This window comes from Labrys sp. 22185, assembly GCF_052045555.1.
Taxonomy (GTDB): Bacteria; Pseudomonadota; Alphaproteobacteria; order Rhizobiales; family Labraceae; genus Labrys; species Labrys neptuniae.
On record NZ_JBQEPH010000007.1, the window covers coordinates 141,008 to 154,474 of the forward strand.

Genomic DNA, 13,467 nt, shown 5'->3' on the forward strand with positions numbered 1-13,467 from the left:
TGTCTCAGGCCGCCGGCCTGAGCACGCCGGTCTGACGGCCGGCGGCGGCGATGATGTCGAGCGCACGCTCGATATCGGCGGCGCTGTGGGCGGCCGAGACCGAATAGCGCAGCACCACCTCGCCATTGGGCGTGGCCGGTGGGATCAGCATGTTGACGTAGAGCCCGGCGCGAAGCAGGGCGGTCCAGGTGTCGAGCCCTGCCTTGATGCCCGGCATGCGCACGGCGCCGACCGGGCCGGGCGGGGCCAGAGGCGGCAGGCCGAGGCTGGTCAGGCCGCGATGCAGGGCTTCGGCATGGCTGAACACGGTTGCGCGGCGCTCGTTGTCACGGGCGATGATCGAGAGCGCCTGACGGGCGGCGGCCACCACCGGCGGCGGCAGGGAGGCGGTATAGAGATAGCTGCGTGCGGCAAAACGCAGGGCCCGGAAGGCCGGATCATTGGTGACGCAATAGCCGCCGACCACGCCGACGCTCTTGGAGAAGGTGCCGACGATGACGTCGACCTTGTCTTCCACGCCCTGCGCTTCGGCGACGCCGCGCCCCCTGGCGCCGTAGAGCCCGAGCGAATGGGCTTCGTCGACCAGCAGCACGGCGCCGGTCTCGGACGTCACGGCGCTGATCGCCTCGAGCGTGGCGACATCGCCGAGTACGCTGTAGAGGCCCTCGACGATGACGAGCAGTCGGCTCGGCGCGATCTCGCTTGCCGCGATGACACGAGCGAGATCGGCGGCGTCATTGTGTTTGAAGGTGAGGATTTTCGCGCCCGAGAGCCGGCAGGCATCGAAGATCGAGGCATGGCAATGGGCATCGAGCACCACGGCGTCGCCTTCGCGCACCAGCCCGCCGATGGCACCGAGATTGGCCATGAAGCCGGTGGAGAACACCACGGCATCGCGCCGGCCGTAGAGCTCGGCGATGGCCTTTTCGAGCTCGACATGCAGGGCCTGGTTGCCGCTGGCGACGCGCGAGGCGGTCGAGCCCGTGCCGAAGCTCGCCAGCGCCATGCTGGCTGCCTCGATGCAGGTGGGATCGAAATTGAGGCCGAGATAGGAGTTGGTACCGAACATCAGGGTTTCGCGCCCCTCGATCACGGCCCGAACCGGGCTCAGTACTCGCTCGATCACCACGCTGAGCGGGGTGAGGGCGCCCCCGGTGGAGCGGTCGAATATATCGGCGAATCCCTGCGATCGTGCTCTGATGCCCGGCGGCCGTGCCATCGTTACTCCTTGTTTCCAAGCCAATCCCACGGATCGGCTGGAGTCTTTTTATGATTCCCGGCGATTTCGCCAGATCATGAAACTCAATCGCCCGGCAAGAGTTTCCACTGCTGCCGGCTCGTCTCGGTCATACCTTATTTTTTCGTATCGTCCATCCGGACCGGGGCGAATCTACTGCCTGAAGGGAGTTCGTGCCTTGAAACGCCTGATCGTCAGCCATCGCACGACCTATCGCTATGCCGAATCGGTCAGCTTTGGGCCGCACCGTATGATGCTGCGCCCACGCGACAGTCACGAGATGCGGCTGATCTCGGCTACCCTTACCACCTCGCTGCCGGCCGAGTTTGCCTGGACATACGATGTCTTCGGCAACGAGGTCTGTACCGGCGTGTTCACGGGGCGAGCCAGCGAATTGTCGATCGAGAGCCGGCTCGAGATCGAGCGCTTCGCCTCGGCGGCGCCGACCAACCACCTGACCGGCGGCGAGGCGCCTTTCCCGGTGACCTATTCGGCCGACGAGACCATCGATCTCGGTGCTGCCATGCTCGCCTCGGCCGACGACTATCCCGACGATCTCAGGCTCTGGATCGCCGGGGCGCCGAAGCGCCATCCGGGCGGTGCGCGGGATCTTCTCACCGGCCTGTGCCAGGAGATCCATGGCGAGTTCGCCTATGTCACCCGCTTCGAGCAATCGACCCAGGATCCGGCCGTCACCTTCGCAAACCGGAGCGGCGCCTGCCGTGACTTCGCGGCTCTGTTCATCGCCGCGGCCCGGCTGCTCGGCTTTGGAGCCCGCTTCGTCTCGGGCTATCTGTTCGACCCGCCGCCCGAGGGAGGGGCGCCGATCCTGCAGGGCGCCGGTGCGAGCCATGCCTGGGCCGACGTCTATCTGCCGGATATTGGCTGGATCGAGTTCGATCCTACCAATGGCCTGGTGGCGTCCGACCGCCTGATTCGCATCGCGGCGGTGCGCGAGCCGCATCAGGCGATACCGATCGCCGGCTCGTTCATCGGCACGCCCACCGCCTTCATCGGACTGTGGGTCGGCGTGGACGTCGAGGAGGTCGAGGTGGGGAGGCGGTCGTCGTAGAGGTGATTTTCGGCCCTGTTTAAAGGCCAATATTCTTTCCGAGCGGGGACCTTCGGGGCTAGAATGTCGACTATTCTCTCCGAATCGGAAGCAGTCCATGGAACGGCTCGAATGCGACCGCATGTTCGTGGCAGTATTGGAAGCCGGAAGCTTCTCCCGCGCGGCAGCCCGGCTCGGTACCAGCTCCGGCCAGGCTTCCAAGCTGGTGTCGCGACTGGAAGCCGATCTCGGCGTGCAATTGCTCAAGCGCACCACACGGGCCTTGTCGCCGACTGAGATCGGCCGCGCTTATTACGATCGCATCAAGGCCGTGCTGGAGGAGTTCGATGCCCTCGATGCCTCCGTGCGCAGCGCCTCGGGCCTCGCGGCGGGACGCATCAAACTCTCCGTGCCCCTCAGCTTCGGCACTATGCATCTGGCGCCGGCTTTCGTCGCCTTCGCCAAGCTGTATCCCGATATCCAGCTCGATGTCGGCTTCACCGACCGCGTGGTCAGCCTGGTCGACGAAGGCTTCGACATGGCAGTTCGCATCGGCAATCCCGGCGATTCCAGCCTGATCGCCCGCAAACTCTGCGAGGTCAGCATGGTGACGGTGGCGGCACCCGTCTATCTCGCCGAACATGGCGAGCCCCTGCACCCCCGCGAATTGGCGCGCCATGAATGCATCATCGATACCAATTACAGCGATCCGCTGAGCTGGCGTTTCCAGACGGATGGCGCGTCGCTGCAGGTGGCGGTCAGGGGACGGCTGCAATTCTCGAACGGGGAGGCGAGCTTCAAGGCGGCGGAGGCAGGGCTCGGCATTGCCTGTGGGCCGAGCTTCCTGGGCGGCGAGGCGCTGCGGGCGGGCCGCCTCAAGCCCGTGCTGCGCAGCTTCGAGGACAGGCCGCTCGGCGCCTATGCCCTCTATCCGCCCGGCCGGCATCTCGCGGCCAAGATCCGCGTTCTCGTCGATTTCCTGGCCGAACGCTATCGCGGCAGGCCGCCCTGGGAGCAGGGATGGTCCTGACATAAGTTCCACAATGGAATTAATGTTCTGTCTTGAGCCAGGATAATCGCCAGAACGGAAATGGTGCAATGTACAGGCAGCAATCCTGCCCCTGGAGACGATCATGTTCGACACCCGCACCGCCCCCTATGCCGCCCTGTTGCTGCGCCTGGCGCTCGGCGTTCTCTTCCTGGCCCATGCCGGGCTGAAGATCTTCGTGTTCACGCCGGCCGGCACCGCCCAGTTCTTCGGCTCGCTCGGCCTGCCGCCGGCGCTGGCCTATGTGACCATTGCCTGGGAGGTCATCGGCGCGCTTGCGCTCATTCTCGGCGTCTGGCCGCGCCTGGCTGCCCTGGCACTGATTCCGGTGCTGGCAGGCGCCATCGCCACTGTGCACGGCCCGGCCGGCTTCTTCTTCACCAATCCCAATGGCGGCTGGGAATTCCTGGCGCTGTGGATCGCCGGCCTTCTCGCGCTTGCCCTGATCGGCGACGGTGCCCTGGCGCTGAGGCCGACCCCTTCGCGCGCCGCCGCCAACTGACGCAATGCTTGGCGCGTTAACCCGCCCTCGTCCGGAGGATATCATGTCAGCCAGTGACGCTCCCCTCAGCATCGGCACGGTCGGCCTGACCGTGCACGACCTCGATGCGACAAGCCATTTCTACGAACAGGCGATCGGCCTGCAGGTGGTGTCGTCGGAGGCGGGCCTGCGCCGGCTCGGAACCGGCGAGACGGTGCTCCTGGAACTGCGGCATGATCCCAAGGCCCGGCAGCGTTCGCCCCGGGAGGCCGGCCTGTTCCACACGGCCTTCCTGCTGCCTGACAGGGCCGATCTCGGCCGCTGGCTCAAGCATGCCGTCGAGGCGCGGCTGCCGCTTCAGGGCGCTTCGGATCACCTGGTCAGCGAGGCGATCTATCTGTCCGATCCCGAAGGCAACGGCATCGAAGTCTATGCCGATCGCCCGCGCAGTGCCTGGACCGTCGACGGCGGCACGGTGACGATGTCGACCGAACGCCTGGACGTGCAGGACGTGATCGCCGCTGCCGGCACGACGCGCTGGCAAGGCTATCCGGCAGGCGGTATCGTCGGCCATGTGCATCTCCAGGTCGGCGCCACCGAGCCGGCGGATGCCTTCTTCGGCGGTGCGCTCGGCTTCGATCTCACCGCCCGCTATCCGGGCGCCAGCTTTTATGCGACGGGCGGCTATCACCATCATCTGGCCGCCAATATCTGGAACAGCCGAGGGGCGGGCCCGCGCGATTTCCCTTCGACGGGCCTGGCCGAGGTCGCGATGATCGCAGCCGATGAAGACATCCTTGCCGCCTTGCGGAACCGTGTACGGGCTGCCGGCGTTGCCACTACGGAAAAGCAAGGCGGTTTCGCCCTGCACGATCCCTGGGGAACCTCGTTCTCCATCGTCACCCGCAAAGGCTGAGTCATGCTGGTCAACGGAAAATGGAGCGCCGACTGGCACCCGGTGCAGGCGACCGACAAGCAGGGCGGTTTCGTGCGCCAGGTCTCGAAGTTCCGCAACTGGGTCACGCCCGACGGCAGTGCCGGGCCGACGGGCGAGGCCGGCTTCAAGGCCGAAACCGGACGCTATCATCTCTATGTCGCACTGATCTGCCCCTGGGCCTCGCGCACCCTGATCGGCCGCAGGCTCAAGGGGCTCGATGACGCCATCTCCGTCAGCGTGGTCGAACCTTCAACCACCGAACAGGGCTGGCGCTTCGGCACCTACCCCGGCGCGACGCCCGACACGGTGAACGGCGCCACCTATATCCACGAGATCTATACCCGGGCCGATCCCAACTATACCGGCCGCGCCACGGTGCCGGTCTTGTGGGACAAGCAGCGCGGCACGATCGTCAACAACGAGTCCGCCGATATCCTGCGCATGCTCAATGATGGTTTCGGCGCCCTCGCCCGCAATGACATCGACCTCTACCCCGCGGATCTGCGCCCGGAGATCGACGCCCTGAACGAGGCCATCTATCCCAGCCTCAACAACGGCGTCTATCGCGCCGGCTTCGCCACCACGCAAGAGGCCTATGAGGCCGCCTTCTGGGGCATTTTCGCCATGCTCGACCGGATCGAGCAGCGTCTTGCGGCCGGCGGCCCCTTCCTGTTCGGCACCCGCCTGACCGAAGCCGATATCCGCCTGTTCGTGACGCTGGTGCGCTTCGATGCCGCCTATCACGGGCTGTTCAAATGCAATCTCAGGCGGATTGCCGACTATCCGGCGCTCTCGGCCTATCTCGCCGCGATATTGGCAGTGCCCGGGATCCGCGAGACCGTCAGCATCGATCACATCAAGCGCGGCTATTATTCGATCAAGGCGCTCAATCCCAATGGCATCGTGCCTATCGGCCCCGACCTGCCGGGATTGACCACGGTCGAGGCCAAGGCGGCATGACGGAGAGCCTGATCATCCTCCTGCATGGTGTCGGCAGCAATGGCGGTGACCTCATGCATCTGGGTGACATCTGGCGCGAAATGTTGCCGGGCGCCACCTTGGCAGCGCCGGACGCGCCCTTCGTCTTCGAGGGCGGCCGGGGCCGGCAATGGTTCAGCGTCGCCGGTGTGAACGCGCAGAATCGCGGCGGGCGCATTGTCGCCGCCCGGGCCGCCTTCGACGCCACCGTTCAGGAGGCCATCGACAGGCACGGCTTTTCGCAGGCGCCCGAACGCGTGGCATTGGCGGGCTTTTCGCAGGGCGGGATCATGGCGCTCGATGCACTCGCTTCCGGCCGCTGGCCGCTGGCGGTCGTCGCCTTTTCCGCGAGGCTGGCGACACCGGACCCCCTGGCACCGGCGGCGGGAAGCGCCGCCTTGCTGGTCCATGGCGAGGCCGACAGGATCATTCCCGCGTGCGAAAGCGAGGCGGCGGCCGAGCGGCTCGATCGTGCAGGTGTCCACACCGAGCTCTTCATCGAGCCCGGCCTCGATCACACCATCTCATCGGAAGGCGCCATGAAGGCGGTGGATTTCCTGGCTCGGCGCCTGGGCACCCGAGCGCATGCCTAGCGTTGGCCCGGCACGTCTCTGAGATGTTTGCGCAGCCCCTCATCCTTACCCTCGCCCGTTCTTACGGGGAGAGGGTAAGGATGAGGGGCTGCGCGACGGTACATACGGTACTCATTCACGCCAGCGGCAGTTCCACCACGAAACGGCTGCCGCCGCCTTCGCGGCTTTCGCAGCGCACCGAGCCGCGGTGGCGTCCGGCAATCTGGCGCACCAGGGCCAGGCCCAGGCCCCAGCCGCCGGAGGTCTCGCTGCGGCCGGCGGGCCGGTAGAACGGCTCGAACAGATGATCTCGCTCTTTCTCGGCAATGCCGGGGCCGCGGTCGCACACCTCGATGCGGGCCCGCCCCTTATCGCTGGCAATGGTGATTTCCACCGGGGGCCGGCCATGCTTACCGGCATTCTCCAGGAGGTTGCGCATCAGCCGGCGCAGCAGCGTGGCATCGCCACGGATTTCAACAGGCTCGCCATCGGCCGCGGCGCCAGTACGGGCGGCCTCCTCCGCCGCCAGGCCCAACAGGTCGACCGGCGCCCCTTCGAGCGGCGTGGCGGTGGCATAGTCAAGCCGGCTGGCGAGCAGGATCTCGTCCACCAGTTGGTCGATCTCCTGCAGGTCCCGGTTGATCTCCTCGCGTACAGCCGGGCTGGGCTTGTCTGCACCGATTTCCACCGCCATGCGCAGCCTTGCCAGGGGCGAGCGCAATTCGTGGCTGGCATTGGCGAGCAGCGCCTTCTGGGAATTGACCAGGGCCTCGATCCGGCTGGCGGCGCCATTGAAGCTGCGGGCCACCATGGCGACCTCGTCGGTTCCCTGTTCCGCCACACGCCGGTTCAGGGCCCCGCTACCCCAGCTTTCGACACCGGCACGCAGCGTTTCAAGGCGGCGGGTCAGCCGGGCCGTGGCCGGCCAGGCCGCGATGCCGACGCCGCCGGCAACCAACAGGACCAGGAAGAGGACGCGCAGTCCCGGTTTCGGCGGTCTCGGCAATTGGGCCAGCACGGTGCGTCCCCCCGGCAGGTCGAGGCGGACGACATGGTCGAGCCAGCGCTGTGGCACATCGTCGTCTCCGGCCGGCAGGGCGATGGGAAAGCCGCGCGAGGCGATCAGCACGCGTTCCTTGCTGTAGACGGAGATCGAGGCGCCCATTTCCTCGCTGAGCTTGCGGATCTCGTTGGGCAGGTCCTCCGGCGTACGTTCCTGGAAACGCACCAACTCGTCGGTCAGCCGGACGCGCAGCGCGCCCCAGCGCTCCCCGGCCGTGTCGCCGGCTATGCGCCAGAGCGTACCGACCAGCAGCGCCAGCACCACCAGGCAGGCGAGCAGGGTGAGGTAGACCTGCCAGAACAGACGCTTGCGAAAGAATATCAGCATGGGCGCTGGCTCTTGGTCCCGATCAGGCTAGAGCGTTTTCCAAAAAGTTGATAGGCTTTCGATTAAGAAAACGCGTCAGAACAAAAGGTTAGAGAGAAAGTGCGATTCAGCGAAATCGCACTTTGCTCTAGTCCGCATCCTGCCGCTTGGCGAAGACATAGCCGGCACCGCGCACGGTGAGAATGCGGCGCGGATGCTTGGCATCGTCCTCGATGGCGGCGCGGATGCGGGAGATGTGCACGTCGATCGAACGATCGAAGACCTCGAGCTCCTCGCCCTTCACCAGATCCATCAATCTTTCGCGGTTGAGCACCCGGCCGGCATTATCGGCCAGCGCCAGGAGCAGATCGAACTGATGGCTGGTGAGCGGGCGTTCCTCGCCATCGATGCGGGCGCTGCGCGAACCGCGATCGATGGTGAGACGCCCGAAACGCAGGGTCTGGTTGTCGAGTTCGGCCGGCGCCGTGCGCCGGCGCAGCACGGCGCGCAGGCGGGCGAGCAGTTCACGCGGGTTGAAGGGCTTGGGCAGGTAGTCGTCGGCGCCGATCTCGAGCCCGACGATGCGATCGGTGTCGTCGCCCCTTGCAGTCAGCATCACCACGGGAATGTTGGAGCGCATGCGCAGGCGACGGCAGACCTCGAAGCCGTCGAAGTCCGGGAGCATGATGTCGAGTACCACGGCATCGTAGCCGTCGCGCTCGATGGCGCCGAGGCCTTCCGTGCCCGACGGCCTGTGGTCGACGTCGAAACCGGCCGCCGCCAGATAATCGCCGAGCATGGCGGCCAGCCTGGTGTCGTCGTCGATGATCAGGATGCGTTCCACGCCCACTGCCTGCTCCGCACGAATGCATTTTCTGGAAAAGACGGTCGGCTTTTCAATTGAGAAAATGCGTCAAAACAAAGAGTTGAAGAAAAATCCATTCGGCCGCTCCCCGGGAGGAGCGGCCGTCATTCTGTATCGATCCTAGAGCGTTTCGCGACTTGATGGAATTGCCATGTATCGCGAAGGCACACTCGCCAATCCGTTGGATTGGCCTGGCAACAGCGAGTTGGAGCAAAGCGTTGGTCTCCAAGCGCGCTCTGCTCCAGGGGCCTCAATTGTCGCCGTTCTCGCCGTCCTGGCCGCCATCATCCGGCCGTTCGGGGCGGCCTTGTCCGTCAGGGTGTCCGCGATGGCCGCCCATCATCGGGCCGTGCGGGCGCCAAAGATCGGCATGATCGGCCAGCTTGGCGCGCTGCTCGGGCGTCAGCACGTCGGCGGTAGCGAGCACGGCTTCGACGAAGCGTTTCGACTTGGCGTCCGTCCGCGCTACGAAGTCGCTGCGCAGTTTCTCGACCGCCGCCTTGTCGATCGTGGGCGCGCGCAGGAGATCGATGGCCTGTTTGCGGAAGGCGGCCCTGTCTTCCGGCTTGGGGGCGAGGTCGGTATAGGCGGCGGCGACGATGTCGTGCACCTTGGCCTCCTGCTCGGAGGTGGCCGCGACCGAATCCAGCGACATCCGCACGAAATTCTGGATGCGCTCGAGCCGGGGGCCGTGATGCCAGCCACCACCGCCCATTACGGCGGCAGCAGCCAATCCGCCGGCGCCGAGGGCGATGCCGGCCGCCATGGCGCTGCCGAGCACCAGCACGCGTGGCCAGCGGCGGGCGGGGACGGAAGCGTTCGGGCTTTCACTCATGTCAGTCTCCATCAAGGGCAGTGCCGCACGGCAAGGGCCGCGCCGGGCATTGCGGGATGACGAAGCCTAGCCGGGGGAGGTTTCGCGCCGTCCGGGCATTTGTAAAGTTAGATGAAGCACATAAGGAAAAACCGCGTCCCGCCGGAGCGGGAGCGCGGTTGGATGGAAAGGGCGTCGCTCGGATCGAGCCGGTCCTCAGAAGGTGACCACCGAGCGGATCGACTTGCCTTCATGCATCAGGTCGAAGGCGGTGTTGATCTCGTCGAGCGGCATGGTGTGGGTGATCAGGCTGTCGATCTCGATCTTGCCCTCCATGTACCAGTCGACGATCTTCGGCACGTCGGTGCGGCCGCGCGCGCCGCCGAAGGCGGTGCCCTTCCACACGCGCCCGGTGACGAGCTGGAACGGACGGGTGGAGATTTCCTGGCCCGAGGCCGCCACGCCGATGATGATCGATTCGCCCCAGCCGCGATGGCAGCATTCCAGGGCCTGGCGCATGGTCACCGGCAGGCCGATGCATTCGAAGGAGAAGTCGGCGCCGCCGCCGGTGAGATCGACGATGGCCTCAACCACCTTGTCATGGCCGACTTCCGCCGGATTGACGAAATGGGTCATGCCGAACTTCTTGGCCATCTCGACCTTGGCCGGATTGAGATCGACGCCGATGATCTTGTCGGCCCCGACCATGCGGGCGCCCTGGATCACGTTGAGGCCGATGCCGCCGAGGCCGAACACCACGACATTGGCGCCGGGCCAGACCTTGCCCGTATTGATCACCGCGCCGATGCCGGTGGTGACGCCGCAGCCGATGTAGCAGATCTTGTCGAAGGGAGCGTCCTCGCGCACCTTGGCCAGCGCGATCTCCGGCAGCACCGTGAAGTTCGAGAAGGTCGAGCAGCCCATATAGTGGAAGACTTCGCCGCCGTCACAGGCGAAGCGGCTGGTGCCGTCGGGCATCACGCCCTTGCCCTGGGTGCTGCGGATGGCGGTGCACAGGTTCGATCGCTGCGACAGGCAGGTTTTGCACTGGCGGCATTCGGGCGTGTACAGCGGAATGACGTGGTCGCCCGGCTTCAGGCTGGTGACACCGGCACCCACCTCGCGCACGATGCCCGCACCCTCATGGCCCAGAATGGCAGGGAACAGGCCTTCCGGATCGGCGCCGGACAGCGTGTAGGCATCGGTATGGCACACGCCCGTGGCCATGATCTCGACCAGCACCTCGCCCGCCTTGGGGCCGCCGATCTCGATGGTCTCGACCGTCAGGGGCGCACCCGCCTTCCATGCCACAGCCGCTCTCGTCTTCATGATTCACTCCCTCAAGCGTTTTGCGATGTGCCGGGATCGGCAAGATCCGCAAAGACGCGCCGAACCTAAGAGCCGGAACAGATGAGCATTCTTGCTTGAATGCGTCCTGCTCCGGAATTCGCCAAAGGGCTAGCCGGATGCGGCATGAAGCGCAAGCATCGCGGGAGTGCGATGTTTCCCTCGCGGCTTAGAAGTGTCTTATGGCCGGTGAAAGTACGACAAACTATCGTGGCGCGCGCTTGGCCAGGATGCGCTGCAGGGTGCGCCGGTGCATGGCCAGGCGTCGCGCGGTCTCGGAGACGTTGCGGCCGCAGAGCTCATAGACACGCTGGATGTGCTCCCAGCGCACCCTGTCGGCGGACATCGGGTTCTCGGGCAGCTCCGGCTTGTGGCTGGGATCGGCCATCAGCGCCGCATGGATGTCGTCGGCATCGGCCGGTTTGGCGATATAGTCGAAGGCACCCAGCTTCACCGCCGTGACGGCGGTGGCAATGTTGCCGTAACCGGTGAGGATGATGCCGCGCGCATCGGGGCGCTTCACCTTCAGGCGCGAGATCACGTCGAGGCCGGAGCCGTCGGTGAGTTTCATGTCGATCACGGCGAAGGCGGGCGGCGAGCCTTCCACCTGCGCCAGTCCCTCGGCGACCGTGTCGGCCGTGGTGACGGTGTAGCCCCTGGCTTCCATGGCTCGGCCCAAACGCTGCAGGAACGCCTTGTCGTCATCGACGAGAAGGAGTGAACGATCGGGAAATTCAGGGGCAACCATAATGCGGACTCACCTATCCTTGGTTCGAGCGAAGGGGCTCCGTTTCGCGTGAAGGGAAAGCATCTCGCCAATTCAGCGCGAGACCCCCGCTCCCTCCGGACCTTATCGTCGGCAACGCATCGCAGACCGACCCGTTGCTGACGATATGGTCAAGTGATCGAAGACCCCGATCGCCTCCTTTGGCGCGACAGTTCGCCACAGTGGGGACTATAGCGGCAAAGTGAAGAAATTTCACTGGCGACAGCCAGCTATCGTTTATTCGGTTATGCGCCGATTGCAATCCCCAGAGATTATTATGGGGCGTGGCCGGGGTAACGATGCATGCGATCAGGGCCTGCGGAAAGAATTCGAGCAGCGAAGCCCGCGCGTTGCTGTCGGGCGCGACCTGCATACCAGCTGCATATCCTTGCCGCCGCACGGCACCGAGAAGACCGGCACAAGTCCTGGCAGTACTCGCTGTTCCCGCTTGGTTGATCGCGGCCTCCACCAGTTTTTTCTCGCGGCTCGACGAGCAGTCTTGGAGGCATTGTAACGCAAATTTTCCTTAAGTCTTTGTTTTGATGCATTTTCTTGAATGAAAGGTCTTACAAATAATCTGGAGAATGCAATCGCTTAGGGGTATCGGAGGCGATTTGTCCATGTCCGAGCGAAGCCCTGCGAGCCCTTAGCGCTCGAAGACGTCGCGCGGCCATTCCAGCCTGACGACGGCGCCGCTGTCCGGCCAGGAGCGGTTCGCCAGGGCGATCGCGGCGCCGGAACGCTCGAGCAGCGTCTTGGCGATGAAGAAGCCGAGGCCGAGGCCGCCGCCCGGCTGGCCCGGCAGGCGTGGGCGACGCTGGGTGACATAGGGATCGCCGAGGCGTCCCATGATTTCGGAAGGAAAGCCGGGGCCGTCGTCACCGACGATCAGCGTCACCGTCTTGGCATCCCAGCTGGCGGTGATGCTCACCTTGGATTTGGCGAAATCGACAGCGTTCTCGACGATATTGCCGAGACCGTAGAGCATGCCGGGATTGCGTGGGGCGGAGGGAGCATCCTCCTCCAGGCCTTGGAATTCGGCCGAGATGGCAATGCCGAAATCGCGATGCGGCGCGGACACTTCCTCGATCAGCAGCGGCAGGGGCAGGCGGGCGAAGGGCGTGCCGCCATCGTCGCCCAGCGAGGCGAGCTTGCCCAGAATCTCGCGGCAGCGCTCGACCTGGCTGCGCAGCAGGCGGATGTCGTCGACGAAATCGCCTTCCGGCGGGGCGGCAACCTCCAGCTCCTTGGCCACCAGCGCGATGGTGGCGAGCGGCGTACCCAGTTCATGTGCAGCGGCGGCGGCCATGCCGTCGAGCTGGGACAGATGCTGCTCGCGCGCCAGCACCAGTTCGGTGGCGGCCAGGGCATTGGAGAGCAGGCGGGCTTCCTCGGCCACCCGCCAGGCATAGACGCCGATGAAAGCCAGGCCTAGCAGCACCGAGAACCACATGCCGATGACATAGAGCATCGGCATGTCGAACTCTTTCCCCTCGAACCAGGGCAGGGGCAGGTGCCAGGCCGTGAGCAGGGAGGCGCAGCCGATGGCCAGGAGCCCGAGCGCGAGGGTCATCAGGGGCGGCAGCGAGGTCGCCGAGATCATCACCGGCGCAAGGAACAGGAAGGAGAAGGGGTTCTGCAGGCCGCCGGTGAGGAAGAGCAGTGCCGCAAGCTGCACGATATCGAATCCGAGCAGGGTAGCGGCGCGGGCCGGGTCGACACGCTCGGTCGCCGGATAGCGCAGCCGCAAGGCGACATTGACCAGGATGGAGACGCCGATCAGCGGCAGGCAGGCCTGCAGAGGCACGGGGAAGCCGAGACCGTAGCGTACGCCGAGAACCGCGACCAGCTGGCCGGCGATCGCCATCCAGCGCAGCCGGATCAGGGTTTCCAGGCGCAGCGTATCGAGGCCGAGGCCATCATGGGGCATCACAGAGGCGGTCATCTGCTCACGGGTCGCTCGACGGAATGCTCTTTGGTGGGCGGATGAAACGGCGAAGTC

General features: G+C 65.4%; 13 protein-coding genes. 6 read left to right on the forward strand and 7 right to left on the reverse strand.

The window, feature by feature from the left end; all coding sequences use genetic code 11:
* Positions 1-4: 4 nt before the first annotated feature.
* Positions 5-1,219: an aminotransferase class I/II-fold pyridoxal phosphate-dependent enzyme gene (locus ACTJKX_RS15980; protein ID WP_440725852.1), complete on the reverse strand. Its 1,215-nt coding sequence runs from the start codon at positions 1,217-1,219 to the stop codon at positions 5-7.
* Positions 1,220-1,415: 196 nt separating this feature from the next.
* On the opposite strand from ACTJKX_RS15980, the gene ACTJKX_RS15985 reads away from it, so the two are divergent.
* From ACTJKX_RS15985 to ACTJKX_RS16010, 6 genes are all read left to right on the forward strand, one after another.
* Positions 1,416-2,309: a transglutaminase family protein gene (locus ACTJKX_RS15985; RefSeq protein WP_440725853.1), complete on the forward strand. Its 894-nt coding sequence runs from the start codon at positions 1,416-1,418 to the stop codon at positions 2,307-2,309.
* Positions 2,310-2,406: 97 nt separating this feature from the next.
* Entirely contained in the window at positions 2,407-3,318 is a 912-nt protein-coding gene (locus tag ACTJKX_RS15990; RefSeq protein WP_440725854.1) for a LysR family transcriptional regulator, read from the forward strand.
* 103 nt (positions 3,319-3,421) lie between these two features.
* Positions 3,422-3,838, forward strand: coding sequence for a DoxX family protein (locus tag ACTJKX_RS15995; RefSeq protein WP_311943743.1), 417 nt, complete (start codon positions 3,422-3,424; stop codon positions 3,836-3,838).
* Positions 3,839-3,881: 43 nt separating this feature from the next.
* Entirely contained in the window at positions 3,882-4,733 is an 852-nt protein-coding gene (locus ACTJKX_RS16000; RefSeq protein ID WP_311943745.1) for a VOC family protein, read from the forward strand.
* 3 nt (positions 4,734-4,736) lie between these two features.
* Positions 4,737-5,714, forward strand: a complete 978-nt coding sequence (locus ACTJKX_RS16005) for a glutathione S-transferase family protein (protein WP_440725855.1) — start codon at positions 4,737-4,739, stop codon at positions 5,712-5,714.
* The gene (locus ACTJKX_RS16010; protein ID WP_440725856.1) at positions 5,711-6,325 is read left to right on the forward strand and encodes an alpha/beta hydrolase; all 615 of its coding nucleotides are present in this window, start codon (positions 5,711-5,713) and stop codon (positions 6,323-6,325) included. The genes ACTJKX_RS16005 and ACTJKX_RS16010 overlap by 4 nt, the downstream gene beginning before the upstream one ends.
* A gap of 115 nt (positions 6,326-6,440) precedes the next feature.
* On the opposite strand, the gene ACTJKX_RS16015 is transcribed toward ACTJKX_RS16010, so the two are convergent.
* The 6 genes from ACTJKX_RS16015 to ACTJKX_RS16040 form a co-directional block, all read right to left on the reverse strand.
* A complete protein-coding gene (locus ACTJKX_RS16015; protein ID WP_440725857.1) occupies positions 6,441-7,694 on the reverse strand; it encodes a sensor histidine kinase in 1,254 nt (417 codons plus the stop codon).
* A 127-nt stretch (positions 7,695-7,821) separates the two neighbouring features.
* Entirely contained in the window at positions 7,822-8,523 is a 702-nt protein-coding gene (locus ACTJKX_RS16020) for a response regulator (RefSeq protein ID WP_256390538.1), read from the reverse strand.
* A gap of 265 nt (positions 8,524-8,788) precedes the next feature.
* On the reverse strand, positions 8,789-9,373 hold the full coding sequence (locus ACTJKX_RS16025; RefSeq protein WP_440725858.1) for a Spy/CpxP family protein refolding chaperone: 585 nt from the start codon (positions 9,371-9,373) through the stop codon (positions 8,789-8,791).
* Between the two features lie 195 nt (positions 9,374-9,568).
* Positions 9,569-10,681 carry an S-(hydroxymethyl)glutathione dehydrogenase/class III alcohol dehydrogenase gene (locus ACTJKX_RS16030; RefSeq protein WP_311943758.1) on the reverse strand — a complete coding sequence of 371 codons (1,113 nt, stop codon included), beginning with the start codon at positions 10,679-10,681 and terminating at the stop codon, positions 9,569-9,571.
* Positions 10,682-10,904: 223 nt separating this feature from the next.
* Positions 10,905-11,447 (reverse strand): ActR/PrrA/RegA family redox response regulator transcription factor, encoded by a 543-nt coding sequence (locus ACTJKX_RS16035; protein ID WP_068290777.1) that lies wholly within the window; start codon positions 11,445-11,447, stop codon positions 10,905-10,907.
* A 664-nt stretch (positions 11,448-12,111) separates the two neighbouring features.
* Positions 12,112-13,410 carry an ActS/PrrB/RegB family redox-sensitive histidine kinase gene (locus ACTJKX_RS16040; RefSeq protein WP_311943762.1) on the reverse strand — a complete coding sequence of 433 codons (1,299 nt, stop codon included), beginning with the start codon at positions 13,408-13,410 and terminating at the stop codon, positions 12,112-12,114.
* Positions 13,411-13,467: the final 57 nt, after the last annotated feature.